At 73.0% G+C, this 24,598-nt stretch carries 25 protein-coding genes; 17 read left to right on the top strand and 8 right to left on the bottom strand.

Annotated elements, in window-relative coordinates; genetic code table 11:
* A partial coding sequence (locus RBH18_RS10645) for a winged helix-turn-helix domain-containing protein (protein ID WP_306206464.1) occupies positions 1-152 on the top strand: 152 nt, incomplete at its 5' end.
* Positions 149-1,186 (top strand): sensor histidine kinase, encoded by a 1,038-nt coding sequence (locus RBH18_RS10650; RefSeq protein WP_306206329.1) that lies wholly within the window; start codon positions 149-151, stop codon positions 1,184-1,186. The genes RBH18_RS10645 and RBH18_RS10650, both read left to right, overlap by 4 nt.
* Here RBH18_RS10650 and mtnP read toward each other — a convergent pair.
* Positions 1,134-1,976: an S-methyl-5'-thioadenosine phosphorylase gene (mtnP, locus tag RBH18_RS10655; RefSeq protein ID WP_306206331.1), complete on the bottom strand. Its 843-nt coding sequence runs from the start codon at positions 1,974-1,976 to the stop codon at positions 1,134-1,136. The genes RBH18_RS10650 and mtnP overlap by 53 nt on opposite strands.
* A gap of 118 nt (positions 1,977-2,094) precedes the next feature.
* On the opposite strand from mtnP, the gene RBH18_RS10660 reads away from it, so the two are divergent.
* From RBH18_RS10660 to RBH18_RS10675, 4 genes are all read left to right on the top strand, one after another.
* Entirely contained in the window at positions 2,095-3,993 is a 1,899-nt protein-coding gene (locus RBH18_RS10660) for an acyl-CoA dehydrogenase family protein (RefSeq protein WP_372338898.1), read from the top strand.
* A 39-nt stretch (positions 3,994-4,032) separates the two neighbouring features.
* Positions 4,033-4,611, top strand: a complete 579-nt coding sequence (locus tag RBH18_RS10665; protein WP_306206335.1) for a TetR/AcrR family transcriptional regulator — start codon at positions 4,033-4,035, stop codon at positions 4,609-4,611.
* Positions 4,612-4,660: 49 nt separating this feature from the next.
* A complete protein-coding gene (locus tag RBH18_RS10670) occupies positions 4,661-5,812 on the top strand; it encodes a hypothetical protein (protein WP_306206337.1) in 1,152 nt (383 codons plus the stop codon).
* Between the two features lie 95 nt (positions 5,813-5,907).
* Entirely contained in the window at positions 5,908-6,294 is a 387-nt protein-coding gene (locus RBH18_RS10675; protein ID WP_306206339.1) for an MmyB family transcriptional regulator, read from the top strand.
* Positions 6,295-6,305: 11 nt separating this feature from the next.
* Here the strand turns inward: RBH18_RS10675 and RBH18_RS10680 are convergent, their stop codons facing one another.
* The gene (locus RBH18_RS10680; RefSeq protein ID WP_306206341.1) at positions 6,306-6,635 is read right to left on the bottom strand and encodes a nucleoside triphosphate pyrophosphohydrolase family protein; all 330 of its coding nucleotides are present in this window, start codon (positions 6,633-6,635) and stop codon (positions 6,306-6,308) included.
* A gap of 257 nt (positions 6,636-6,892) precedes the next feature.
* Complete coding sequence (locus RBH18_RS10685; RefSeq protein ID WP_306206343.1) at positions 6,893-7,159, bottom strand: GlsB/YeaQ/YmgE family stress response membrane protein; 267 nt, start codon at positions 7,157-7,159, stop codon at positions 6,893-6,895.
* A gap of 137 nt (positions 7,160-7,296) precedes the next feature.
* Here RBH18_RS10685 and RBH18_RS10690 point away from each other — a divergent pair, with 137 nt between their 5' ends.
* The 5 genes from RBH18_RS10690 to RBH18_RS10710 all read left to right on the top strand — a co-directional run bounded on the left by RBH18_RS10690 (position 7,297) and on the right by RBH18_RS10710 (position 11,003).
* Positions 7,297-7,971, top strand: a complete 675-nt coding sequence (locus RBH18_RS10690) for a response regulator transcription factor (protein WP_306206344.1) — start codon at positions 7,297-7,299, stop codon at positions 7,969-7,971.
* Positions 7,968-9,308: a sensor histidine kinase gene (locus RBH18_RS10695; protein WP_306206346.1), complete on the top strand. Its 1,341-nt coding sequence runs from the start codon at positions 7,968-7,970 to the stop codon at positions 9,306-9,308. Before RBH18_RS10690 ends, RBH18_RS10695 begins: the two co-directional genes overlap by 4 nt.
* Complete coding sequence (locus RBH18_RS10700; RefSeq protein WP_306206348.1) at positions 9,308-9,865, top strand: GerMN domain-containing protein; 558 nt, start codon at positions 9,308-9,310, stop codon at positions 9,863-9,865. The genes RBH18_RS10695 and RBH18_RS10700 overlap by 1 nt, the downstream gene beginning before the upstream one ends.
* Before the next feature lie 63 nt (positions 9,866-9,928).
* The gene (locus tag RBH18_RS10705) at positions 9,929-10,246 is read left to right on the top strand and encodes a TM2 domain-containing protein (RefSeq protein WP_306206350.1); all 318 of its coding nucleotides are present in this window, start codon (positions 9,929-9,931) and stop codon (positions 10,244-10,246) included.
* 34 nt (positions 10,247-10,280) lie between these two features.
* Positions 10,281-11,003, top strand: a complete 723-nt coding sequence (locus RBH18_RS10710) for a GNAT family N-acetyltransferase (RefSeq protein WP_306206352.1) — start codon at positions 10,281-10,283, stop codon at positions 11,001-11,003.
* 3 nt (positions 11,004-11,006) lie between these two features.
* Here RBH18_RS10710 and RBH18_RS10715 read toward each other — a convergent pair whose 3' ends face one another.
* The 5 genes from RBH18_RS10715 to RBH18_RS10735 form a co-directional block, all read right to left on the bottom strand.
* The gene (locus tag RBH18_RS10715) at positions 11,007-11,831 is read right to left on the bottom strand and encodes an ABC transporter permease (protein ID WP_306206354.1); all 825 of its coding nucleotides are present in this window, start codon (positions 11,829-11,831) and stop codon (positions 11,007-11,009) included.
* 64 nt (positions 11,832-11,895) lie between these two features.
* Positions 11,896-12,771, bottom strand: a complete 876-nt coding sequence (locus tag RBH18_RS10720) for an ABC transporter permease (RefSeq protein ID WP_306206356.1) — start codon at positions 12,769-12,771, stop codon at positions 11,896-11,898.
* The gene (locus RBH18_RS10725; RefSeq protein WP_306206359.1) at positions 12,771-13,817 is read right to left on the bottom strand and encodes an ABC transporter ATP-binding protein; all 1,047 of its coding nucleotides are present in this window, start codon (positions 13,815-13,817) and stop codon (positions 12,771-12,773) included. Before RBH18_RS10725 ends, RBH18_RS10720 begins: the two co-directional genes overlap by 1 nt.
* Entirely contained in the window at positions 13,814-15,022 is a 1,209-nt protein-coding gene (locus tag RBH18_RS10730) for an ABC transporter substrate-binding protein (RefSeq protein WP_306206361.1), read from the bottom strand. Before RBH18_RS10730 ends, RBH18_RS10725 begins: the two co-directional genes overlap by 4 nt.
* 108 nt (positions 15,023-15,130) lie before the next feature.
* On the bottom strand, positions 15,131-16,117 hold the full coding sequence (locus RBH18_RS10735) for a LacI family DNA-binding transcriptional regulator (RefSeq protein ID WP_306206363.1): 987 nt from the start codon (positions 16,115-16,117) through the stop codon (positions 15,131-15,133).
* A gap of 135 nt (positions 16,118-16,252) precedes the next feature.
* On the opposite strand from RBH18_RS10735, the gene RBH18_RS10740 reads away from it, so the two are divergent.
* The 6 genes from RBH18_RS10740 to RBH18_RS10765 all read left to right on the top strand — a co-directional run bounded on the left by RBH18_RS10740 (position 16,253) and on the right by RBH18_RS10765 (position 24,587).
* Complete coding sequence (locus RBH18_RS10740) at positions 16,253-19,171, top strand: beta-galactosidase (protein ID WP_306206365.1); 2,919 nt, start codon at positions 16,253-16,255, stop codon at positions 19,169-19,171.
* 194 nt (positions 19,172-19,365) lie between these two features.
* A complete protein-coding gene (locus tag RBH18_RS10745; RefSeq protein ID WP_306206367.1) occupies positions 19,366-20,364 on the top strand; it encodes a helix-turn-helix transcriptional regulator in 999 nt (332 codons plus the stop codon).
* A 43-nt stretch (positions 20,365-20,407) separates the two neighbouring features.
* A complete protein-coding gene (locus tag RBH18_RS10750; protein WP_306206369.1) occupies positions 20,408-21,394 on the top strand; it encodes a helix-turn-helix transcriptional regulator in 987 nt (328 codons plus the stop codon).
* 73 nt (positions 21,395-21,467) lie between these two features.
* A complete protein-coding gene (locus tag RBH18_RS10755) occupies positions 21,468-21,827 on the top strand; it encodes a response regulator (RefSeq protein WP_306206371.1) in 360 nt (119 codons plus the stop codon).
* A complete protein-coding gene (locus RBH18_RS10760) occupies positions 21,824-23,254 on the top strand; it encodes an RAD55 family ATPase (RefSeq protein WP_306206373.1) in 1,431 nt (476 codons plus the stop codon). Before RBH18_RS10755 ends, RBH18_RS10760 begins: the two co-directional genes overlap by 4 nt.
* 103 nt (positions 23,255-23,357) lie before the next feature.
* Complete coding sequence (locus tag RBH18_RS10765) at positions 23,358-24,587, top strand: cytochrome P450 (protein WP_306206375.1); 1,230 nt, start codon at positions 23,358-23,360, stop codon at positions 24,585-24,587.
* The last annotated feature ends 11 nt before the right edge of the window (positions 24,588-24,598 follow it).

Raw genomic sequence — 24,598 nt, forward strand, 5'->3', positions numbered from 1 at the left:
CCGAGGTGTGGGGCTGGCAGTTCGGCGACCAGTCGACGGTCACGGTGCACGTGCGGCGGCTGCGCGAGAAGATCGAGGCGGACCCGGCCGCGCCGCGGCGCATCCTGACCGCGTGGGGCGTCGGCTACCGCTACGAGCCGGTGCCGGCATGACGGACCAGTTGCTCATCGGCGCGTACGCCCTCGCGGCCGGCGGCGTCGTCGGCCTGGCCGGCCTGCTCGCTTTGCGCCTGCTGCACCGCCGCTCGATCGCCCTGCACATCGCCGTGCTGCTCGGCTGCACCGTGGCGGCGGTGGTGGCCGGGGTGGTCACCGTCGCCACGGCGATGTTCCTGTCGCCGCACGACCTTCAGGTGGTCCTGATGACCGTCGCGGCCGCCGCCCTGGTGAGCCTGGCCGGCGGCATCCTCGCGGGCCGGCGCCTGGCGGCCGCCGCGATGTGGACGGCCCAGGCCCGGGAGCGGGAGCGTCACCTGGAGGCTGGTCGGCGGGAGCTGGTCGCGTGGGTGTCGCACGACCTGCGGACGCCCCTGGCGGGCCTGCGCGCGATGGCCGAGGCGCTGGAGGACGACGTCGTCTCCGACCCGGCCACGGTCGCCGACTACCACCGCCGCATCCGGGTCGAGACCGACCGGATGAGCCGGCTCGTCGACGATTTGTTCGAGCTGTCCCGGATCAACGCGGGCGCGCTGCGGCTCACCCTGGCCCGGGTCGCCCTGGCCGACGTGGTGTCCGAGGCGCTGGCCGCCGCGGCCCCGCTGGCCGCCGCCCGCCGGATCCGGCTGGTGGCGGCGGAGCAGGGCTGGCCGACCGTGCCGGCCAGCGAGCCCGAGCTCGCCCGCGTCGTCACGAACCTGCTGGTCAACTCGGTGCGCTACACCCCGGACGACGGGACCGTGCACATCGAGGCCGGCGCCGGCCACGACGGCGCCTGGCTGGCGGTCTCCGACACGTGCGGCGGCATCCCGGAGAGCGACCTGCCCCGCGTCTTCGACGTGGCCTTCCGCGGCCAGCGCGCCCGCAGCCCGGAGCCGTCGGGCACCGGCGGGGGGCTGGGGCTGGCGATCGTACGGGGGCTGGTGGAGGCGCACGGCGGGCAGGTGGAGGTGGGCAACACCGGAACCGGCTGCCGCTTCATCGTCCGGTTGCCGCTGCGATCCCCAGCCGCGCCCGCGCCTGCCGGCTGATCGCCGCCGGGTCGGTGATGATCGCGCCGTCCAGGGCGCGCCGGCACGCGCAGCCGGTGCCCGGATCGACCTGGGCGATCCCCTCGGCCAGCACCGCCCGGGCCGCGGTGACGTTGGCGCGCACGGTCTGGGCGACCAGCTCCGCGGTGACGCTCTCGGCGCTCTCGTGCCAGCAGTCATAATCGGTCACCAGCGCCAGCGCGGCGTAGCAGAGCCCGGCCTCGCGGGCCAGCGCGGCCTCGGGCACGGCGGTCATGCCGATGACGTCCAGCCCCCACGACCGGTAGAGGTGGGACTCCGCGCGGGTGGAGAACTGCGGGCCCTCGATGCAGCAGTACGTCGCCCCGTCCACGGTCCCGTCCGGACCGGCGGCCAGCAGCACCTTGCGCAGCCGCCCGCAGTAGGGCTCCGCCATCGGCACGTGCCCCACCACCCCGTCGCCGAAGAACGTGCCCGCCCGGGCGCCCCGGGTCCGGTCGACGATCTGGTCCGGCACGACCAGGGTGCCCGGCGCCAGCCGCTCGGTCAGGCTGCCCACCGCGCTGACCGCCAGGACCTGCCGGACGCCGAGCTCGCGGAGGGCGGCGATGTTCGCCCGGTACGGCACCTCGGCCGGCAACAGCCCGTGCCCGCGCCCGTGCCGCGTCAGGAACGCCACCTCGCGCCCGGCGAGGGTGCCGATCGTGACGGGGGCGCTCGGGGTTCCGTACTCCGTCGTGATCTCCACGGTCCGGACGTCCGCCAAGGTGTCCAGGTCGTCCATGCCACTGCCGCCGATGACGCCGATCATGGTCTGCCTCTCTCCGGGGACTCCCACGGTGGCGTGGCGGCCCGGTGCGGCGCCAGGGAGTGCGGCGGTCGGTCACGGGTTCGTAAGGTCTACCGATCATCGGAGCCTCTCCCGTAGCGTGACGCAGACGAACCCGTCGAGGGGGTGGGCCGTGACCGCCGACGTCTCGGAGCAGCAGGCACGCCAGGTCGCCGAGTCGGCCCGGGAGTCCACGTGGCGCAAGCCGAGCTTCGGCAAGGAGCTGTTCCTGGGCCGGTTCCGCCTCGACCTGATCGACCCGCCGCCGGCCGCCCGCCCCGCGCCGCACCCCTTCCTCGCCGAGCTCGCCGCCTACCTGGCCGCCGAGGTGGACGGCGCGCGCATCGAGCGGGAGGCGCGCATCCCGGACGAGGTCTTCCACGGCCTGGCCCGGCTCGGCGCCTTCGGGATGAAGATCGACCGGGCGTACGGGGGGCTGGGTCTGTCGAATCTGGACTACTGCCGCGCGCTGACCCTGGCCGGCTCGGTCAGCCCCGCCGTCGGCGCGCTGCTCTCGGCGCATCAGTCGATCGGGGTCCCGCAGCCGCTCAAGCTGTTCGGCACGCCCGGGCAGAAGCGCGAGTTCCTGCCCCGGCTGGCGGCCGGCGAGGTGTCCGCGTTCCTGCTCACCGAGCCCGACGTCGGCTCCGACCCGGCGCGCCTGAGCACGACGGCCGAGCCGGTCGAGGGCGGCTACCGGCTCAACGGCGTCAAGCTGTGGGCGACCAACGGCACGGTCGCCACCCTGCTCGTGGTGATGGCGCAGGTGCCCGGGAAGGGCATCACGGCGTTCGTGGTCGAGGGCGACGCGCCCGGCATCACGGTGGAGCGCCGCAACGCCTTCCTCGGGCTGCGCGGCCTGGAGAACAGCGTCACCCGGCTGCACGACGTGTTCGTGCCCGCGGCGAACGTCATCGGCGGCCCCGGCAAGGGCCTGCGCATCGCGCTGACCACGCTCAACACGGGCCGGCTGTCGCTGCCCGCGATGTGCCTGAGCGCGAGCAAGCGGGCGCTGACCATCGCCCGGGAGTGGTCGGCGGCGCGGGTGCAGTGGGGCCGGCCGGTGGGCGAGCACGAGGCCGTGGCCACGAAGATCGCCTTCATCGCCGCCTCGACGTACGCCATGGAGTCGATGCTCGAGCTCTGCTGCGAGCTGGCCGACGACGACCGCAACGACATCCGCATCGAGGCGGCGCTGGTCAAGCTCTTCGCCAGCGAGACGGCCTGGCGGGTCACCGACGAGCTGGTCCAGATCCGCGGCGGGCGCGGCTACGAGACGGGCGAGTCGCTGGCCGCCCGGGGCGAGCGCGGCGCCGAGGCCGAGCAGATGCTGCGCGACATGCGGATCAACCGCATCTTCGAGGGCTCCACCGAGATCATGCACCTGCTCATCGCCCGCGAGGCCGTCGACGAGCACCTCGCGGTCGCCGGCGACATCATCGACCCGGCGGCCGGCCTCGGCCGCAAGGCGCGCGCGGGGGTCCAGGCCGGCGCGTTCTACGCCCGCTGGCTGCCCACGCTCGCGGTCGGTCAGGGCCCCACCGCGTACGCGGACCACGGCCGGCTGGCGGCCCACGTGCGCTTCGCCGAGCGCGCCTCCCGCCGCCTCGCCCGCGCCACCTTCTACGGCATGTCCCGCTGGCAGGGCAGGCTCGAACGCAAGCAGGCCTTCCTCGGCCGGATCGTCGACATCGGCGCCGAGCTGTTCGCCATGTCCGCCGTCTGCGTCCGCGCCCGCTCGGACCGCCCCGAGGCCACCGAGCTGGCCGACCTGTTCTGCCGCCAGTCCCGCCTGCGCGTCGACGCGCTCTTCGCCGCCCTCTGGACCAACACGGATGCCATCGACGCCGAGGCCGCCCGCCGCGTCCTGGGCGGCCGCTACGCCTTCCTGGAGGAGGGCGTGCAGGCCCCGCCCGCCGACAAGCCGTGGGTCGCCCGCTACGAGCCGGGCCCCGCCACCGTCCCCGACGTCCGCCGCCGCATCCCGCCGTCGCCGTAATTCTTGAACACTCGATCCAGATAACCTAGGCTGCTCCTCGTGGCCCGCATCCGAGAGTTCGACACCGACGCCGCCGTGGCGCGGGCGATGGACCTCTTCTGGACGCGTGGCTACGAGGCGACCTCCGTGCGGGACCTCACCGAGCACCTGGGCGTCGGGCAGGGCTCGCTGTACGCGGCTTTCGGCAACAAGGACGGCCTCTACCGGGCTGCGCTGGCGCACTATCGCGACACCCTCGCCGCTGCCGCGCTCGCGGATCTGCGGGCGGGTGGTGACGTACGGGCCGTGATCCGGACGATGCTCGTGGAGCGGATCCGGATCGCCGTCCTGCACGGCGGGCAGGGCTGCCTGCTCGTCAACGCGGCCGGGGAGCGGCTGCCGCAGGACGGGCCGACCCGGCGTGCGGTCCGCGACGCCCTCGCGATCAGTCAGGACGCCCTGGCCGACGTGCTGCGGGCCGCGGCCGGCCGGGGCGAGATCGCCGACCGGCACGACCCGCGGACGCTCGCGGCGTTCCTGGTCGCCTTCCTCAACGGACTGCTGGTCACGGCGAAGGTCACCCCCGACGTCCAGGCTCTGACGCCCCTCGTGGAGGTCGCGCTGGGCGCCCTCGACTGAGTTTTCGCTGCCCCGAATCTGTAACGACCGATCCAGAAAGGTGGAGACCATGCTCGGCGCCGACCGCTGGAACCTGATGAGCGACCCCACGACCCTGACCGCCCCCGAGTTCGCCGACCTGACAATGCCGCTGCTGCAGGGCACGATCGAGGCCCTGCGCGACGCCGACCGCGACGTGCTGGCCGACCAGGTGCGCACCACGCTCGCGGTGGGCACCCGGGAGAGCACGATGCCGTTGCGGGCCGGCGTCTCCCGGGCCAACGACGAACTGCTCGCCCAGGCCGGAACCATCGGGCGGGAGATCGCCGGCTGGGCCGTGGAGGCCCTCGACCGGCTGCTCGCCGGCCGCGACAGCTTCCCCGCCGGAGCCCTGGTCGTCCGCAGCCACTGCTACGGGGAGCTGCTCACCCACCCGGCCGCCGACCTGCTGCTCGGGCGGCGCGGCGGGCCGGTCGCCATCCAGAACTTCAACGAGTGGATCCACCAGACCGTGCTGCTGCGCGACGCCCTGCTGCCCTTCGTCAACTGGCGGCAGGTGCCTCTTCGCGTGACGTCCCTCGGCCTGCGGCACCTCGAGCCCGCGCGGGAGCAGTTCTTCGCCGAGGCCATGTTCCGCAAGATCCGGCACTCGTCGGTCGTCGCCTATGCCCGGCAGGTCGTCACCGGCGGGAGCGGCGGCGCCGAGGGCTACGGTTTCGATCACGACCGGGCGACGGTGCTCCCGGCCGTCGCGACCGGCTCGGTGCACACCGCGCCGCGCTACCTGCTCACCTGGCAACCGGCTCCGGACGCCGGCGAGACGGCCACGTACGTCAGCGAGCTCGCGGACTACTACGCGGCGCCGCGTACGGCCCTGACCGTTGCTCCCCATGAGTGGCCGGCGCCCGGTCCGGCCCGCATCGTGGCCGGGCCGGTCCGCGACGGTGTCCGATCGGCGCACATCGAGACGCCCGGGTGGTCGGTCGACCTCGGTCAGGCGCTGCGCGGCCACCGGTACGCCCGGACGAGCACGACCGAGGCCGGCCGGCCCACGGCGAGCGCCGCCGCCGTGCTGGCCGCCCCGAGCATGGTCACCGGGCAGGGGGCCGTCGGCACCGCCGGGCTGGACGACCTGTCGACCCTGGCCGTCCTCGGCCGCGTGTACCCGGAAAAGGTGACCCTGCACCCGGACGCCGTCGGGATGGACAACGCCGGCCACTGATCACGCCCGCCGCCGGGGCGCCGGCAGGAACACCACGACGGCCACCGCGTGATGCCGATCTGCTGGCTCATGCCCAGGGCGATGGCCCGGGGCGGGTGGCCGACCCGGCCGATCACCTTGGGCCCGAGCACGCCGCCGAGGACGGTCCCCAGGCCGAGCACCGCGCCCTGGCGCTGACCGACGACGAGCGCCGCCCCGACGACGCCGCGCTCACGGCCCTGATCGGCGAGCTGATCGTCAAGAGCCCCGAGTTCGCCGCCTGCTGGGCCAAGCACCCGGTGCAGGTCTGCGGCTCCGGGACGAAACACCTGCACCACCCCGTCGTCGGCGATCTCGAGCTGCAGTTCGAGGCGCTGCACTTGCCCGGGGACGACGGGCACCGGCTGCTGACCTACAGCGCGGCGCCGAACTCCAGCGACGAGGCCGCGCTGCATTTGCTCAGCGCCTGCGCCGGCGAGGGCACGCTCGTGCGCCGCAGCTGAGACGCCGGCTGTCAGCGATTGTCGCCGCTGCCGCCGAGGACGCCGCGCGCCTGGCGGTCGGCGAGCTTGGTCAGGTTGGCCGTTGCGATGTCGTCCAGCGACAGGTCGAGGTAGTCGGCGAGCACGGCCGCGTACCACAGCACGTCGCCCAGCTCCTTGGCGATGTCCGCCCGGTCGATGCGGGCCTCGTCGCTGCCCTGGTCGCGTACCCACTTCTTGAACTTCTCGGCGATCTCGCCCGACTCGCCGACCAGGCCGAGCACCAGATGCAGCAGCTCATTCGGCTTGTCGCGGGGCGCGGCCGTCCGCATCGCCCCCCGCTGATACTCGTCCAGCTCCATGGCGAACGAGTATGCCGGTCCCGCCGCGCGCAACCGCAGGCGGAGCGGCTGCGGCTCGTTGGCGGGCCCGGGCTCGTTCGTCAGCCCCGGGCAGACCGAGAGACGGCAGGCCGGGCCAGCTGGCGCGGCAGCTTCGGGAGCCACCGCGCAGGGTGCGGGCAGGACGGCGGCGCGGCCGCTTCGGGAGCGGCCGCGCGGGGTGGGGGCAGGACGGCGGCGCGGCCGCTTCGAGCGCGGCCGCGCGTGGGGCGGGCAGGTCAGCGGCGGCGGCCGTAGAGGCCGGCGACCAGGCTGACGCCGACGGCGGCGAGGGCGATCTGGATGATCAGCTCGATCCAGTCGATGCCGTCGGTGTCCGCGACGCCGATGGCGGCGGCGAGGAAGGTGCCGATGATGGCGGCGACGATGCCGATGACGATGGTGAGCCAGATCGGGATGTTCTGCTTGCCGGGCACGACCAGGCGGCCCAGGGCCCCGATGACCAGGCCGATGATGATCGCGGTGACGATGCCGGAGATTTCCATGGCCGGCGGATTCCCGGAGCGGGTGGCCGGGCAAACGGCGTTGTCCCCGATGTGTCAGAACCGAGCGGGTTCCGTCATGTTGTGACGATCTCGACTCATTGCCGGTCGGCGGCGGCGGGGCCGGGCATCATGCGGGTATGGGTTCCGTGCTGTTGATCGAGGACGACGACCGGATCCGCCGGTCGCTGGCCATGGCGCTGGAGGACGAGGGGTACGCCGCCCGGGGCGTCGCCACCGCCGAGGAGGGGCTGGCGGCGCAGCGGCGGGAGGCGGCCGACACCGTGCTCGTCGACCTCATGCTGCCCGGCATGGACGGCTTCTCCTGCATCCGGGAGCTGCGCCGGCACGACGACGTCCCGATCGTGGTGATCAGCGCGCGCGACGACACCCATGACATCGTTGCCGGGCTGGAGGCCGGCGCCGACGACTACATCGTGAAGCCGGTCGCCGTCAAGGAGCTGGCGGCCCGGCTGCGCGCGCTGCACCGGCGGGCGCGGGGTGTGCCCGCGGGCGCCGGCTCGGCGGTGTTCGGCGATCTGGAGGTACGCCCCGAGGCCGGCGAGGTCCTGCTGGCCGGCCACCCCGTGGCGGTCACCCGCACGGAGTTCCGGCTGCTGTGCGAGCTGGCCGATCGCCCGGGGCAGGTCGTGTCGCGCGAGCAACTGCTGGAGCGGGTCTGGGGCTACACGACCGGCGACGAGCGGCTGGTCGACGTGCACGTGGGGCGGCTGCGGCAGAAGATCGAGCACGACTCGGGCGCCCCGCGGCACCTGGTGACGGTCCGGGGACTCGGCTACAAGTTGCAGCGGTGAGGCGCCTGGGACTCCGCGCCCGGGTCACGGCCGCGTTCGCCGTCGGGGCGCTGGCCCTGTCGGCGTGCGTGACCCTGGTCTCGTACGAGTTGACCCGCCGCACCCTGGCGCAGGAGCGCGAGAGCACCGCCGTGCGCGCGGCCTACTTCGACGCCGCGGTGGTCGACTCGGGCCTGGCCGGGAGCGATCCGGACGTGCTGGCGCTGCTGCGGTCGCTGGACACCGGGGCCGACCGCGACGCCCTGCTCCAATGGCACGGCCGGTGGTACTCCCTGACGGCCGACCTGCCCGTACGCGCCGCCGTGCCGCCGCCGCTGCAGGCCCTGGCGCAGCGGGGTGAGGCCGGGGCGCAGCGCATCCACCGGGACGGGACGGCCATGCTCGTGGTCGCGGTGCCGTTGTCGGCGTCCGCGGTGCTCTACGAGCTCGTGTCGCTGCGCGAGCTGGAGCGCACCCTGCAGCTGCTGGCGCTGGTCCTGCTCGTGGTCGCGGTCCTGGTCGCGGGTGGCGGGGCGGCGGTCGGCTGGTACGTCACCCGGCACTCCCTGCGCCCCCTCACCGCCGTCGTGGCGACCGCCCGGGACCTCGCCGGGGGCAACCTCGACGCGCGCATGGACCCGCACACCGAGCCCGAGCTGGCGCAGCTGTCGGCCTCGTTCAACCACATGGCGGACGAGCTCAGCCGCCGGATGGCCCGCGACCGGCGCTTCGCGGCCGACGTCAGCCACGAGCTCCGGTCGCCGCTGCAGACCCTGTCCGCGGCCGCCAGCGTGGTCGAGCGCCGGCGGGAGGGGCTGGACGAGCGGTCGGCCGAGGCGCTGGGCATGATCACCGAGGAGATCGCCCGCTTCCAGGCGCTCGTCGACGACCTGATCGAGCTGGCCCGCAGCGACCAGCCCGCGCACCGGGAGGCCACCGACATCGCCGAGCTCGCCCGCAAGGTGCTGCGCCGGTACGGGCTCACCGCCGGGCTGGTCGAGGTGCTGCCCGGCACGGCCGGCGACTGGCATGTCGACCGGCGCCGCATCGAGCAGGCGCTGGGCAATCTGGTCGACAACGCCCAGCGGTACGGCGGGGGAGTCACGGCCGTACGCGTGGGTCCGTGCTTCGTGGAGGTCGACGACGCCGGGCCGGGCGTGCCGGCGGACCAGCGCGAGATCATCTTCGACCGGTTCGTGCGTGGCGCCGCGGCGAACGGGCGCGGCGACAGCGACGGCACCGGACTCGGCCTGTCCATCGTCGCCCAGCACGCCGCCGCCCACGAGGGCCGCGCCTCGGTGTCGGACCGTCCCGGCGGCGGCGCCCGCTTCCGCATCGACCTGTCCGGGTGCGCGTGATGCGCCGGCTGGTGGTGCTCGTTTCTGTCGTTTCGCTCACCGCGTGCGGGCTGCCCGCCCAGGACCAGCCGCACCGCGTCGACCTGCCGCGCCCGCCGCTGACGGCCGCGCTGCCCAGCGTCGCGGCCGGCCGGCCCGGGGCCTACGCCGAGATCCTGTGCCTGGTCCGGGACGATCAGCTGGTCCAGGCCGTACGCCGCATCGACGCCCCGCCCGACGCCCAGCGCCAGCTGACCCACCTGCTGGCCGGCCCCGACGAGGCCGAGCGGGACACCGGCCTGACCACGGCGCTCACCGGCCTCACCCTGACGGTGTCCCGGTCCCCCTCCGGCAGCGAGGCCCGCGTGGAGGTCGCCGAGTCCGACGAGTCGGCGGCCATCGTCGACGACGCGCTCACGTACGGACAGATCGTCTGCACCCTCACCTCCCGCCCGGACGTCAGCGCCGTCGTCTTCACCCGCCACGGCCAGCTCCTCGAGGTGCCCCGCGCGGACGGCTCCCTCTCCCGCGACCCCCTCACCGGCAACGACTACGCGGCTCTGATCGCCCCGGGCTGACCGGCCGTGTCCCGCTCGGATCGCCCTCGCCGCCTCCGGCCTGCCGGGGCTATCCTGGGCTCCGTGAACCCGCCCGCCGAGCTGCCGGCCTGGGAGCAGCTCCGGGTGCGCCAGGCCGAGTCCGACTACGCCGCCGTCGCCAAGGACGTGCGCATCGCGTACGCGCTGTGGTGCGTCACCGGCCTCCTCGGCGGCCACCGCTTCTACCTCGGCGACACCGCCCGCTCGATGGCCATGCTCTTCACCCTCGGCGGCCTCGGCGTCTGGACTCTCGTCGACCTCTTCCTCGTCGCCCGCCGGGTCCGCACCGTCAACCGCACCCGCCGCGCCGCCGTCATGGCCCGCTACCACCTCCTCGACGGCACCGCCGAGTCTCGCTGACCCGCTGCCGGCGCCCGCCTGCTAGCGTGCCCGCATGCCGGATCTGGGACCCGTCGCATGGCCACCCGCCCCGATCAGGACCGAGCGCCTGGTCCTGCGCCAGTCCGAGGCCCGGGACCGGGCGACGTTCCTCGAGTTGTCCGCGTCGCCCGAGGTCAGCGCCTATCTCGGCGGCCCGCAACCCCGCGACGAGCTCGAACGCACCCTGCCCGGCGTGCCCGGCCGGCGCCCCGGCGTCTTCGTCGTCGAGCTCGCGGCGCCCCCCTGCCAGGGCGGGCCGACCCCGTCCGGCCGCGCCACAAGCACCCCGTCCGGCCGCGACGCGGCCACCTTGCCCGGCCGCGACACGGCCACCCTGCCCGGCCGCGACACGGCCACCGCGTCGGGCGGCGACGCGGCCACCCCGCCCGGCCGCGACACGGACGCGCCCGGCGGGCGTGGACCAGCCATCGGCACTGTCATGCTGGAGCGGCGCAACCTCGGCCCCAGGGACCGCGTCCGTCCCGAGCGTGGCGAGGTCGACCTCGGCTACCTGTTCCTGCCGGAGGCGTGGGGCCACGGGTACGCCGCCGAAGCCTGCGCGGCGGCCCTCGCCTGGTTCGACGGTGCGTTGCCCGGCGAGCCGGTGGTGCTCTGCACGCAGACGGCGAACCTCCCGTCGATGCGGCTCGCGGCCAGGCTGGGCTTCGGTGAGGTGCAGCGGTTCGAGGCGTTCGGTGCCGAGCAGTGGTTCGGGATGCGGCCGCCGCGCCGGTGACAGTCAGTCGTCCGGGTCCTCCTTGACGCGGGCCACGAGCTGCGTGGGGTTGACGAAGCGCAGCGCCACGACCAGCAGCACCAGCATCATCGCCGTGTAGACGACGGCCATCGCGTCGACCGACTGCTGCGCGCGGATGCCGGCCGCCGACATCGAGTAGAACAGCGCCACGACGAGCGTCTGGGAGTCCGGCCCCGCCGTCAGGAACGTCAGTTCGAACATGCCCACCGTGCGCACCACGACCAGGATGCTCGCGGCCAGGATGCCCGGCACCAGCAGCGGGGCCAGGACCTTCAGGAAGATCTGCCGGGTACGCGCACCGCACATGCGCGCCGCCCGTTCGACGGCCGGGTCGATCTGCTCGATGAACGGCGTCATGGTCAGGATGACGAACGGGATCGACGGGACGAGGTTGGCGAGCACGACCCCGGAGAGGTGCCCGGCGAAGCCGTACTTGTAGAGCACCGTGGCGAGCGGAATTCCGTACGTCATGGGTGGCATCAGAATCGGCAGCAGAAAGAGCAGATAAAGCGCGCGCCGCCCGGGAAAGGCGCGGCGGGCCAGCACGTAGGACGCCGGCACGCCCACGAGGACGGAGATGACCGCCACGAGCAGGCAGACGGCGAGCGTGACGCCGAGGACGGGCAGCAGCGTGAACTCGTCCCAGGCCTGGCCGTACCAGCCGGTGGTCCAGCCCTCGGGCAGCCACGTGTCGAACCACCGCGTGCCGAAGGAGTTCACGACCACCGACCCGACGACGCCGGCCAGCCCGATGAAGAAGATGACGACCGCGGTCCACATGAACCACGCGCCGATCCGCAGTCGCATCAGCCCTGTCCTCCGCTCGTGATGTCGGCGTGGATCGGCCCGCGCGTTGTCAGCCGCCGTCGCATCAGCCTTTTCCTCCGCTCGTGGTGCCGGTGTAGAGCAGGCTGCGCAGGCCGAGCACCACGGCGATGACGACGAGCTCGACCAGTCCCATGATGAGGGCGGCCGCGCTCCCGCCCGCGTAGTCGTAGCGCACATAGGCGGCCTCGTACGCGGCGATGGAGATGACCCGCGTGCTGCCGGCCGGATCGCCGACCAGGATCGCGGACGGGAACACGCTGAAAGCGAGCACGAACGTGAGGCAGAACGTGGTCGCCAGCCCCGGTGCGAGCAAGGGCAGCGTGATCCGGAAGAACCGCTGCGCCCAGCCCGCGCCCAGGGTTGCGCCGGCCCTTTCGAGGCTCGGGTCGATCCCGGACAGGTAGGAGAGCACGAGCAGGAAGGCGAACGGGAACCCGGTGATCACCAGGGACAGGAACACCCCCCAGTAGTTGTGCACGAGCGTCACCGGGGAGTCGATGACACCGATGCCGAGGAGGGCGCGATTGACCCAGCCCGCCGGGCCCAGGAAGTTCAGCAGCCCCTCGGCCGTGAGCACGGTCCCCAGCGTGATGGGGACGACCAGCACGGTGGTCAGCAACCGCTTCCCGCGGAACCGCCCCCGCATCCGGTACGCCACGGGAACCGATGCCAGCACGTTCAGCAGCGCGGCCGGCAGGGCGATCCGCAGCGTCGTGAGAATGGTGTCGCGCTGGTAGGCGTCGGTGAAGAACTCGCGGTAGGCCCCGAGCACGCCGCCCTGCTCCGGTTGCAGGGACAGCCCGAGCCCGTAGCAGAACGGGTAGATGAACAGGGCCGCGACGAACAGCGTGGCGGGCACCAGCAGGAACAACTGACGATCGATGCCACGGTCCGCCAGCCGGTGGCTGAGGGCGACCATCACGCCTCCCCGGCGACGCGCGGGAAGATCAGCAACCGGTCCGGGTCGAGGGTCACTTCCGCCTGGTCGCCGGGCCGCAACCCCTTGCCCGTACGCAGGTGCAGCCGCACACCCCCGGCCGTGTGCACCTCCGCGGCCACCTCCCGCCCCTGGTACTCGACGACGTCGACGGTCACCGGGATCCCGTGGCCGAGGTGCACGTCCTCCGGCCGGATCGCCACCTCGACCGCGTCACCGCTGGAAACGGTTCCCACGGCTGTTCCCGTGAGGCGCAGCCCGTCGCCCTCCACGACGCCCGGGCCCGCCGCCCGCATCGGCAGGAGGTTGCGATAGCCCATGAAGCTCGCCACGTGCCGGTTCGCGGGCTGGGTGTGTACCTGCTCGGGCGTCCCGATCTGTTGCACACGCCCGTCGCGGAGCACGACCAGCCGATCCGACATGGACAGTGCCTCCTCCTGGTCGTGCGTTACGTAGACCGTGGTGAGCCCGAGCGACTGGTGCAGGCGCCGGATCTCCGTGCGCATCTCCAGCCGCAGCATCGCGTCGAGGTTCGACAGCGGCTCGTCCATGAGCACCAGCGACGGCTCGAGCACCACGGCCCGGGCGATCGCCACGCGCTGCTGCTGCCCGCCGGAGAGCTGGCCCGGCAGCTTGCCCGCGTGCTCCTCGAGCCGGACCAGCCGGATCGCCTCGTCGGTGCGCCGGCTGACCTCGGCGCGCGGCAGCCGTCGCATCTTCAGGCCGAAGGCGACGTTGCCGCGCACCGACATGTGCGGGAAGAGCGCGTAGTTCTGGAACACCATGCCGAAGCCGCGCCGCTCGGCCGGCAGCGTGTCGAGCCGGGTGTCGTCGCGCCAGATGCTGCCCCGGGTCAGCGGCAGCAGTCCGGCGAGACAGTTGAGCGCGGTGGACTTGCCGCACCCGGACGGTCCGAGCAGCGCGATGAACTCGCCCCGCTCGATCGTCAGGTCCAGGCCGGCCAGGGCGTCGCTGGTCCCGAACCGGCGCGTGACCTGTTCCAGCCGCAGCTGCCGGAACGAGGTCACTTCTTCACCTTGTTCCCGCCGACTTCCCGGTCCCACCGGTCGAAGGCCGCCACGAGCGCCTTGGCCTCCAGCGGCACCTCCAGCGGATGGCCGGCGATCAGCTGGTCGTACTCCGGGCGGCCGAATTCCTCGACGGCCTTGCGGCTGTCCTCCGGCGCCATGGACAGCGGCACGTCCTTGACGGCCGGGCCCGGATAGAAATAGCCCTTGTCGTACGCCTTCGCCTGCTGCTCCGGCGTCAGCATGAACCCGATCAGCGCCAGCACCGCGGCCTGCTTGTCGGTCGAGACGCCCTTGGGCACGACGGCGTAGTGCGCGTCGGTGATCCAGTGGAAGCCCTCGAGCGTGCCGACCTTCGCCTCCTTGGGCACCGTGCCGAGCACCCGCGGATTGATGTCCCAGCCGGTCGTCGAGGCGATGATCTTCGCGGACCCGTTGGCGAGGTTCTTCATCGTCTCGCTCGTGCTCGACGGGTACAGCGTCACGTACTTGTCGAGTTGTTTCAGGAAGTCCCACGTCTTGTTCCAGCCGCCGGCCGGGTCCTTGGGGTCGCTGTCGCCGAGCAGATAGGGCAGGCCCATGAGGAAGGTCCGGCCGGGACCCGAGTTGGAGGGGCGGGCGTACTGGAACCCGCCCGGGTTGGCCCTGGCCCAGTCGAGCAACGCCTGCGCGGTCGCCGGGGGAGTGGCCACGTTCTTGGGCAGGTACTCGATGAGCGGGCCCGACGGGTAGTAGGTGACCGTGACACCGGCGTTGCCCGCGAGCTTCTGCATGGCCGCCGCGCCCGGCAGGTAATTGGTCATTCCGGTGAGGCGGCTCGCGTAGGCCGGCAGCAGGTCGATCCAGAGGCCCTGGTCGATCCCGGCGGCCAGCCCGTCGACGCCGGTCAGCACCAGGTCGATGTCGACGCGCCCGGCGCCCTGCTGCGCCTTGACCTTGCCGACCAGCTCGGGAGCGGTCGCCTTGGTGTAGGTGACCTTGCCGATGACGTCGTCGTTGCGGGCCACGAAGTCGTCGATCATCGGCTGGGTGAGTTGCAGGTTGCCGGCGACGTCGAGGACGTTGACGGTCTGCGGTGACGACGGCTTGTCCGGCACCGGGCCGCTGGTCGTCCCGGTGTTGCCGCCCTGGTCGGGGGCGCTGCACGCGGCGAGGCCGGCCGCCGCTGCGGTCATGACGAGGAACTGGCGTCTGCTGGACGGCATGGCTCTGCTCCTTGCGAAGGGGTCCGGCGAAGAGATCGGGGTGAGGCGGTCCGGGCGGAGGATCGGAAGTGCGGAGGGAAGGGCGCGGGGAGGACGCGGACGCGACCGTCAATGAGGCCGGGCGACGTCGGTGGAGGCGCGCACGATCAGCTGCGTGGGCAGCTTGCGGTGCACGGGCGTACGCGCGGGATCCGCCATCGTCTCCACCAGGACGTCCACCCCGGCCTGCCCCAGCTTGTCCATGTCGACGCCGATCGTGGTGAGTGCGGGGCTGACGAGGCTGGACAGCAGGATCCCGTCGAAGCCGATGACACTGATGTCCTCGGGCACGTGGATGTTGCGCGCCCGGAGGCGGTTGAGCAGACCCAGCGCGGTCAGGTCGTTGAAGGCCAGCACGGCCGTGACGCCGGTGGTCAGCACCACGTCGGCCACGGCGGCGCCACCCTCCACGGTGGGCGGTGCGGTGCCCACCTCGATCAGCTCGATCGGGCGTGGCTCGGCGGCCTGACGCAGGCCGCGCAGGCGCTCCCGGTTGGCCCAGGAGGTGTGCGGCCCGGCCACGTACGCCACCCGCTGGTGTCCCAGCGCGTGCAGGTGGACGAGCGCCTGGGCCATGCCGCCCGCGGCGTCGAGGGTCACCGACGGGAACGGCGCGAGCCGCCGGTTGAGCAGCACGGTCGGAACCTGGCCGCGGAGGGCCCGCAGCTCCTCGTCGCTGGAGCGCGGCGAGCACAGCAGCAGGCCGTCCACCTGTTTCACCAGGGCCTGGATGAGCAGCGTCTCGACGGCGGGGTCCTCGTCGATGTCGCTGAGGAAGACCGAGTGGCCGAGCGTCCGGGCGCGGGTCTGCGCGGCCTTGACGATGCCCGCGAAGAAGGGATTGGCGAGGTCGGGCAGGATCACGCCCAGGTTGCCGGTGCGCCCGGTGCTCAGGGCGCGGGCGGCCCGGTTGGGCACGTAGCCCAGGTCGCGCACGGCCCGTTCGACCTGCTCACGGGTCCCGGGCCGGACCGCGCCGGGGTTCGCCAGGGCCCGGCACACCGACGACGGCGACACTCCGGCCAGCCGTGCCACGTCTCTGATCGTGACGGTCATGCCGCTCTCCCCGCACTGGAAGACATCGACATGCGTCAGTCTGAAACCGTTTCCGGAACATTGTCAACCGATGTCAGAAGCGTTGACGAATGTCGATGAGGAGGCGTTGACTGGGCGGGTCGGGAGGCGGTGCGGATGAGCACACGGACAGGCCGGGCGGTCGTCGCGGCCCTGCTGCTGACGGCCCTGCTGGTGCTGACGCCGCGGCCGGCCGGGGCGGATGCGCCGGTCGCCCGGGGCACGACGGTGGCCTTCGACCGATACTCGATGATCATCGGCGGCGAGCGGACGTACCTGTGGTCCGGCGAGATGCACCCGTTCCGGCTGCCGAGCCCGCGGCTGTGGCGCGACGTGCTGCAGAAGTTCAAGGCCAACGGCCTCAACGCCGTGTCGGTCTACTTCGACTGGGGCTACCATTCGCCCGCGCCGGGCGTCTACGACTTCACCGGCGTCCGTGACATGGACCTCTTCCTGCGGATGGCGGACGAGGCCGGCCTCTACGTGATCGCCCGCCCCGGGCCCTACATCAACGCCGAGACCGACGGTGGCGGCTTCCCGGCCTGGCTCACCACGCAGGCCGGCCGCGCCCGCAGCGACGCGCCCGACTATCTGGCCGCCACCGACGAGTGGCAGAGCGCCATCGACCCGATCATCGCCCGGCACCAACTCACCACCGGCAGCGGCTCGGTCATCCTCTACCAGATCGAGAACGAGCTCGCCGCGACCGGTGCCGGTCAGGCCGCCTACCTGAAGCACCTGTACGACAAGGCGCGCGCCGACGGCATCGACGTCCCCGTCTTCCACAACGACAAGGGCCGCAACGGCTACTGGGTGCCGCCGGGTTCCAGCGTTCCGGGAACGGTTCCCGGGCCGGTCGACATGTACGCCTTCGACGGCTATCCCGGCGGCACCTGCCGCACGGACGGCACTCCGGGCACGCCCAGCGCCGCACCCGACTGGGGCATCCAGGGGGTCGGAGGCGCCAAGGGCGGCGCGACGGCCTCACCCGGGACGCCCGGCTTCACCGCCGAGTTCGGGGGTGGCTGGTTCGACTACTGGGGCAGCGTGGGCACCTATCCGTGCACGGCGGTGCGCCAGGGCAACGGCTACGAGCGCGTCTTCTACGGCACGAACATCGCCAACCGGCTCACCGTGCAGAACGTCTACATGGCCTTCGGCGGCACGTCCTGGGGCTGGCTGCCGGCCCCGGTGGTCTACACCTCCTACGACTACGGCGCCGCGATCGACGAGGCCCGCCGCGTCCGCCCCAAGGCCGCCGCGCTCAAGGAGCTGGGCTACTTGGTCCAGACCGTGCGGCCGCTCACCAAGGTGGAGAAGGGCCCCGACGTCCCGGTCTCCGCGCCGGCGGTGAAGATCGAGCACACCGTCAACCCGGACACCGGCACGCACTTCTACTTCGCGGCGCACAACCCCTCCAGCGCCACGACCGACGACCGGTTCACCTTCCCGCTGGAGACCGCCGACGGCACGTACACCGTGTCCGCCCGGCTCGCCGGCCAGGACGCCAAGACCTTCGTCGCCGGCTACGACCTCGCGGGTCAGCACCTCGTCTACTCGACCTCCGAGATCGAGACCCACCTCGACGGCGGTGTCGCGCTGCTCTACGGCCGCGACGGCGAGGACGGCGAGACGGTCCTGCGCTACCCGGCGAAGCCGGCGGTACGCGTCCTCGACGGCGCCGCGGCTGTCACCTATGACGACACGACAGGCGATCTGCGGCTGGCCTACACCCATCGGGGTCTGATCCGGATCAGCATCACGGCGCCGGGCCGCGAGCCGTTCCTCCTGCTGCTCGCCGACCAGACGACCGCCGACACCTTCTGGCGCGTGGACAGCGAGGCCGGCCCGGTGCTCGCCCGCGGCCCCCAGCTGGTCCGCACCGCGGCAATCCGGGGCCACGGCGCGATCCTCGCGCTCACCGGCGACACCAGTGCCCCGGCGGACCTCGAAGTCTGGGGCCCGGCGGGCGCCCGGGTCATCACCTGGAACGGCGTGCCCGTCGGCGTCCGGCCGACCGGCAGCAAGAGCCTGCGCACCGTACGCCCGCTGCCCGGCGCCCAGCCGGTGACCCTGCCCGACCTGACGGCAGCCACGTGGAAGTACGCGCCGGAGTCCCCGGAATCGGTTCCCGGCTTCGACGACGGTTCCTGGCGCATCGCCGACCTGACGACCACCCACAGCACCACGCCTCCGCCGGCCGGTCAGCCCGTCCTGACCGCCGACGACTACGGCTTCCACCACGGCGACATCTGGTACCGCGGCCGTTTCGCCGGGGCCGTGCCGGAGACGCTGAGCCTCGACTTCGGTGGTGGCGGTGCCGGTCTGCTGCAGGCGTGGCTCGACGGTACCTACCTGGGGCAGACGGTGCTGGGCACCGGGGTCGCCTCGCCGCCCACCCGGGGCACGGCCACACTGGCCGTACCGCCGGGTCTGCGGACCGACGGCCCGCACGTGCTCTCGGTGATGGTCCGCAACGACTCGCACAACGAGGACGGCGGCGTCAACGACGCCCACAAGGAGGGCCGCGGCCTGATCTCGGCCTCGCTGGGCGCCGCCGTGACGTGGAAGATCCAGGGAGCCACGGGTACGGAGAAGCTGCGCGGCCCGCTCAACAACGGCGGCCTCTACGGCGAGCGCCACGGCTGGTACCTCCCCGCCTTCCGGGACCGGTCGTGGGCCACCGCGACGGTGCCCGCAGCGACTGCCACGCCCGGCACCTCGTGGTACCGCACCAGTTTCGACCTGCACGTCCCCGCGGGCCATGACGCGTCGCTCGGCCTGACCATCGGCGACCCGTCGGTGCCCCGCTCCGGCGGGCACTACCGGGTGCTCGTCTTCCTCAACGGCTGGAACATGGGCCAGTACATAGCCGACGTCGGCCCGCAGCACACCTTCGTCCTGCCGACGGGCGTCCTCGACCCCCGCGGCCGCAACACGCTGGCGCTCGCGGTCACCAGCGACGGCGGCGCGGGGAACGCCCTGGAGCCGGTCCGGTTGATCAGCCTCGCGACCGTCCGCTCGCCGGTGGGCTGAGTGGCCGGCGCGCCGGTCCGGCCCGGATTGCGAAATGGTCTTCGTCATCCGAGCGGCCTGGTCCCCGTAAAAGGCGGGACAATTGTCGCTCGGTGGGCCGGCTGGTAACGTCCGGTGCAGGGCGGCAGCATTTCGCAGTCCGCCGGAAGGTGAATGCGGAACATGAGACACCACCCGCACCCGGGCGCTCCGCAATGACCGGCGCGGCCACGGACGGCCGCTCCGCCGACGCCGGCATCATCACCTTCGCCGAGGTCCGGACCCGCGACAGCGATGCCGCGGTGGAGACCGCCAGGCAGATCGCCGAGCACCGTGCGCGGATCACTGTGGACGATCCGCGGGCCGTGGATTTTCGCATCAGCACTGCGTATTCCCCGCTGCTCTGTGCCGATGTGGTGAGTGCGGGCGGCGTCCGCTACGTCACCTCGGGCGAGCCGATCGACTACCTGCTCGCCGGCACCCTCACGCGCGGGCGGATCGCGCTGCGGGCGGGGCGCGAGGAGGTGCGGCTGGCCGGCCGCGACGGATTCCTCTATCCCCTGGAAAACGGTTACCACTCCGATTGCACCGATCCGGCTCTGCTTGATCTGCGCATTCCCGCGGCCTATGTCGCCCGGCTCGCCGAAGAAATGACCGGAATGCCCGCGGCGGCCCTGCGATTCCACTCCCTGGCGCCGATCTCGCCGTCGATGGCGGAATACTGGGCGGCCACCGTCGCGTTCATCGCGGACCGCATGCACGCGGCGGGGACCGGGCGGCACCCGTTGATCGTCGACCAGCTGCTGCGGCTGGGCGCCTCGGCGCTCCTGACGGTCTTCCCGAACACCAGCATGGTCACCGGCCCGCGGCCGGAGTCCGCCACGACCGCCACGGGCGTCGTCCGCCGGGCCACGGCCTTCATCGAGGCCGGCGCCGACCGGCCGCTCACCGCGGCGCAGATCGCCGAGGCCGTGGGACTGGGCATCCGCTCGGTGCAGCTGGCGTTCCGCCGGCAGCTGGACACCACGCCGATGGCGTATCTGCGGCGGGTCCGGCTGGAGCGTGCCCGCCAGGAGCTCGAGGCCGCCGATCCGGCGGCCGGCGTCACCGTCGCGGCGACGGCGCGGCGGTGGGGTTACCCGAGCGCGAGCCGGTTCGCCGGCCACTATCGCGAGCTCTTCGGGGAGACCCCGGGCCACACCCTGCGGTCGTAGCCGGTGTGACTCGTTGACGGACACTGCCAGAACGGGCGGCACGATGAGCGACGACAACGGGCTGCGGCCGCAGCGGTGGCGTACGGTCCTCTCCGGCGAGGAGCCGGCCCGGCGGGAGCTGACCCGCCTCTTCGCCCCCGCCGGGATCGCCCTGGACACCCCGGCCGAGACCGGTTTCCGCCTCGGCTTCGACGCCGTGCGGCTCGGGCCGCTGCTGGCGGTGAGCCTGTCGTTCGCGATGCCGCTGACGGCGACCCTGAGCGGCATCAGCGGGTACCACTTCACGCTGTCCGACGCCGGCCGGGGCCAGCTGGTGCACGACGGCGCCACGGTCACGATCGACCGGGCTCACGCCGCGGCGGCCGGGCCCGGCGACGCGATGATCTTCCGGCACGGCGCCGACTTCCGGCCCCTCGCGCTGATCGTGGACGAGCAGTCCCTGCGGCAGGAGCTGACGGTCCTCTCCGGGGCGCCGGTGTCGCGCCGCCCGCGGTTCGCCCCGAGCCTGACCGTCGCCACCGGTGCCGCGGCGGGCTGGTGCCGGACGGTCCGCTCGTTCCGGGCGGAGTGCCTGGCGGGCGACGGCCTGCTGCAGTACCCCCTGATCGCCGAGCACATGCGGCATCTCGTCGTCGCCGGGGCGCTGCTGTGCCTGCCGCACAGTCACCGGGCCGCGCTCGACCAGCCGGCGCCCCCGATGCATCCGGCATCCCTGCGCCGCGTGGTCAGCGCGATCGAGGACCGGCCGGAGCAGCCCTTCTCCGTCGGGGATCTCGCCGCGATCGGCCGGATCAGCGTCCGTACCCTGCAGGTCGGCTTCCAGCGGCATCTGGGCATGTCGCCGACCGCCTACCTGCGGCAGGTCCGGCTGGGCCGCGCGCACCAGCTCCTGCGGGACGGATCGCAGGGGCAGGAGACCGTGGCCGCCGTGGCGCACCGCTGCGGATTCGCCCATCTCGGCCGGTTCAGCACCGCCTACCGGCAGCGGTACGGCACCGCTCCCTCGGAGACCCTGCGCACCGGCGGCTGAGCGGTTCCCCGATTCCGGCTTCCTGTCAATTGTCCGCTTTGTATCCTGAGGGGGAGCGGAGCGGACGGGGCCGATGAGCACGATTCTGGTTGTCGACGACGAGCCCGATCTGCGGTTCATCCTGCGCCGGTTCTTCGCGCGCGCCGGGCACGAGGTCACCGAGGCGAGCGACGGCGCCGCCGCGCTGGAGGCGGTGGCGCACCGGCGCCCGGACCTCGTGGTGACCGACATGATGATGCCGGTCATGGGCGGGGCGGAGCTGATCCGCCGGCTGCGGGCCGATCCCGCGACCGTCTCGATCCCGATCCTGTCGGTCAGCGCCGACTGGCAGGTCGCCGAGGGTGCCGACGCCGCGCTCGGCAAGCCCTACCAGCGCGCCGAGCTGGTCGCCGTGGCGGAACGCCTGCTCCAGGAAGGACGTGAGCCGCGGTGAACCACCTGACGACGGGGCAGGCGGATCTCGACCTCATCCTCGGCGGTGGCCTCCGGCGGGGCTCGGTGGTGGTCGTCTCCGGGCCGCCGGGGACCGGCAAGACCGTCCTGGCGCAGCAGATCTGCTTCGCCGTGGCCACCGACGAGCGCAAGGCGGTCTACTACACCACGCTGTCGGAGCCGCACGCGAAGCTCGTGAGCAACCTGAGCCAGTTCTCGTTCTTCGACCCCACGGCGCTGGGCAGCCGCGTGGAATACGTGCACCTGGGCGACCTGCTGCGCGACACCGGCGCCCCGCTCGACCCGGTGATCGACGAAGTGGTGCGCAAGGCCCTCGACGAGGAGCCGGCCCTCGTGGTCCTCGACAGTGCCATGATGCTGCGCGACTTCGTCAGCGACCACACGCTGCGCGCGGCACTCTACGACCTCACGAGCCGGGTGGCCCACAGCGGAGCCGTTCTGCTGCTGCTCGGCGAGCACAGCGAGGAGGAGGCGCGGACCGGGGTGGAGTTCGCCCTGGCCGACGGCATCGTGGTGCTGTCCTCGCAGGGCCGCGAGCCGGTCGACCGGCGCGGGCTGCGGGTGCGGAAGATGCGCGGCACGGCCCCGCTGGGCGGGACCCACACGCTGCGCATCACCCGGGACGGCGTCCGTGTCTACCCGCGCCTCGAAGCGTTGCTTCCGGCCGACCCGCCGTCGCGGGGGGAGCGCATCGCCTCCGGCGTCCGGGGCCTCGACGCGCTCCTGGGCGGCGGCATCCCCGGCGGCGACGCGACGGTCCTGCTGGGCCCCTCCGGCGCCGGCAAGACGATCGGCTGCCTGGGCTTCGCCGGCGAGGGCCTGGCACAGGGCGAGCGCTGCCTCTACGTCACCTTCCAGGACTCGGCCGCGGAGGTGGCGGCGACGGCCGCCCGCTTCGGCTGGGACTTCGCCGCCGCCCGCGACCGCGATCAGCTGGTCGTCGCGCCCGTCCCGATCGGTGCGCCGGACCTCGATCTCGACGTGCTGTCCGCGACGATCCGGCACACCCTCGCCGGCGGCTCGATCCGGCGCGTGGTCATCGACGGCCTGGGCGGGCTGGCGCACGCCGCGCGCGAGGCGCAGCGCTTCCCGGCGTACCTGCGCAGCTTGCTCGGCATCATCCGGGCCGCCGGCGCGTCGCTCTGGATGACCAGCGAGACCCGCCTGGCCGGCCCGGTGGAGGATCCGCTCGCCGGGCTCATGAACCTGTTCCACAACGTGGTCCAGATCCGCTTCGTGGAGCACCGCGCCGAGATCGGCCGGGTGCTCACCGTCCTGAAGATGCGCAACAGCAGGCACACCACCGCCCTGTACGCCTGTCGCGTCGAGGACGACGGCGGCCTGGTCGTGGGACAGCCCGTCGAGGAAGTCACGGGAATGCCCGGCGGAAGCGACCTCCGGGTCTGAGCGCCGCAGTCCGGCACCGGACCTCCCCGCCACGACTGACCCCGGCGGAGCGCCTTGCCGGTCCGATGTTGCCCACCGGCAGGAGCCGGTCCATTGTGGAAGTATGAGCAGCGATCTCGCCGAGAGCTACGACCCGCTCGGGGTGCACGCCGACGATCCGTACCCCTTCTACGCCGAGGCCCGGCGCCGCGAGCCGGTGTTCTGGTCGCCGCGGGTGGACGCCTGGGTGGTCACCCGCTTCCGGGACGTGGAGGCGGTGCTCAAGGACTGGGCCGGGTTCTCCTCGGTCAACAGCCTGCGCGCCATCCGGCCGCTCTACCCGGCGACGCTGGCCGCGCTGGCCGAGGGCTTCCCGCAGCAGCCTGACCACGTCACCTCCGACGGCGAGGTGCACCGCCGGCTCCGGCAGCCGTACTCGAAGCACCTGACGGCCCCCGGCCGGATCAAGGGCCTGGAGCCGGAGGTCCGCGAGCGGGCCGGGGTGCTGGTGGACTCCTTCGCCGCCGAGGGGCAGGCCGATCTCATCGCCCGGTTCGCCAAGCCGCTGCCGTTGCGGACCGCCGCCGCGATGTTCGGTTTCGCGCCCGCGGACGTCCCGACGGTCAAGGAAGGGAGCGAGTCCGCGTTCCGGCTGGGCAGCGCCGACCTGTCGGAGGCCGACGAGGAGGCGGCGGCGCGCGCGGTCGTCGCCTACAAGAACCTGATCGCCGAGTACGTCCGGCAGCGCCGCCACGCCCCGGCCGGCGACCTGATCAGCGACGTCACGGCGGCCCTCGTGGACGGCGACGGCCCGCTGACGCCCGCTCAGACGGCGGAGGTGGCCGGATCGCTGGCGAGCACCTTCGGGGCCGGCCACATCACCACGGCCGACCTGATCGGGAGCGCCGTCAAGTTGCTGATCGGCCACCCGGAGCAGTGGGAGCTGCTGGTCCGGGAGCCGGGGCTGATCCCCGGGGCGATCGAGGAGGTGCTGCGGTTCGAGGCGCCGATCCCGACCATGTTCCGCCGCGCCACCCGTACGGCGGAGATCGGCGGGGTGGAGATCCCCGAGGGCGCGGACGTGCTCGTGGTGTTCGCCTCGGCGAACCGCGACGAGGAGCGCTGCGCCGACGCGGACCGCTTCGACGTGACCCGCAAACCCGCGCGGCACTTCGCTTTCGGGGCCGGCGTGCACACCTGCGTCGGCGCGGCCGCGGCCCGGTCGCAGGCACGCATTGCGCTGCAGGTGCTCACCGAGCGGCTGCCGGGGCTGAAACCGGTCCCCGGGCGGGAGATCCCGATCCGCCGGTCGATCAACGTCCGTGGCCCGCTCGCGCTCGAGCTGACGTGGTGATCCTCAGTGGA

Origin of the sequence: Actinoplanes oryzae, from assembly GCF_030757795.1 — a bacterium.
Lineage (GTDB): Bacteria > Actinomycetota > Actinomycetes > Mycobacteriales > Micromonosporaceae > Actinoplanes.

What these genes read in the sequence shown, in the direction of transcription:
- RBH18_RS10670 (WP_306206337.1), top strand. Translation starts at nt 4,661, where the DNA reads ATGCTCGGCGCCGACCGCTGGAACCTGATGAGCGACCCCACGACCCTG.
- RBH18_RS10650 (WP_306206329.1), top strand. Translation starts at nt 149, where the DNA reads ATGACGGACCAGTTGCTCATCGGCGCGTACGCCCTCGCGGCCGGCGGC.
- RBH18_RS10710 (WP_306206352.1), top strand. Translation starts at nt 10,281, where the DNA reads ATGCCGGATCTGGGACCCGTCGCATGGCCACCCGCCCCGATCAGGACC.
- RBH18_RS10755 (WP_306206371.1), top strand. Translation starts at nt 21,468, where the DNA reads ATGAGCACGATTCTGGTTGTCGACGACGAGCCCGATCTGCGGTTCATC.
- RBH18_RS10680 (WP_306206341.1), bottom strand. Translation starts at nt 6,635, where the DNA reads ATGGAGCTGGACGAGTATCAGCGGGGGGCGATGCGGACGGCCGCGCCC.
- RBH18_RS10745 (WP_306206367.1), top strand. Translation starts at nt 19,366, where the DNA reads ATGACCGGCGCGGCCACGGACGGCCGCTCCGCCGACGCCGGCATCATC.
- RBH18_RS10730 (WP_306206361.1), bottom strand. Translation starts at nt 15,022, where the DNA reads ATGCCGTCCAGCAGACGCCAGTTCCTCGTCATGACCGCAGCGGCGGCC.
- RBH18_RS10715 (WP_306206354.1), bottom strand. Translation starts at nt 11,831, where the DNA reads ATGCGACTGCGGATCGGCGCGTGGTTCATGTGGACCGCGGTCGTCATC.
- RBH18_RS10700 (WP_306206348.1), top strand. Translation starts at nt 9,308, where the DNA reads ATGCGCCGGCTGGTGGTGCTCGTTTCTGTCGTTTCGCTCACCGCGTGC.
- RBH18_RS10685 (WP_306206343.1), bottom strand. Translation starts at nt 7,159, where the DNA reads ATGGAAATCTCCGGCATCGTCACCGCGATCATCATCGGCCTGGTCATC.
- mtnP (WP_306206331.1), bottom strand. Translation starts at nt 1,976, where the DNA reads ATGATCGGCGTCATCGGCGGCAGTGGCATGGACGACCTGGACACCTTG.
- RBH18_RS10750 (WP_306206369.1), top strand. Translation starts at nt 20,408, where the DNA reads ATGAGCGACGACAACGGGCTGCGGCCGCAGCGGTGGCGTACGGTCCTC.
- RBH18_RS10720 (WP_306206356.1), bottom strand. Translation starts at nt 12,771, where the DNA reads ATGGTCGCCCTCAGCCACCGGCTGGCGGACCGTGGCATCGATCGTCAG.
- RBH18_RS10765 (WP_306206375.1), top strand. Translation starts at nt 23,358, where the DNA reads ATGAGCAGCGATCTCGCCGAGAGCTACGACCCGCTCGGGGTGCACGCC.
- RBH18_RS10690 (WP_306206344.1), top strand. Translation starts at nt 7,297, where the DNA reads ATGGGTTCCGTGCTGTTGATCGAGGACGACGACCGGATCCGCCGGTCG.
- RBH18_RS10735 (WP_306206363.1), bottom strand. Translation starts at nt 16,117, where the DNA reads ATGACCGTCACGATCAGAGACGTGGCACGGCTGGCCGGAGTGTCGCCG.
- RBH18_RS10740 (WP_306206365.1), top strand. Translation starts at nt 16,253, where the DNA reads ATGAGCACACGGACAGGCCGGGCGGTCGTCGCGGCCCTGCTGCTGACG.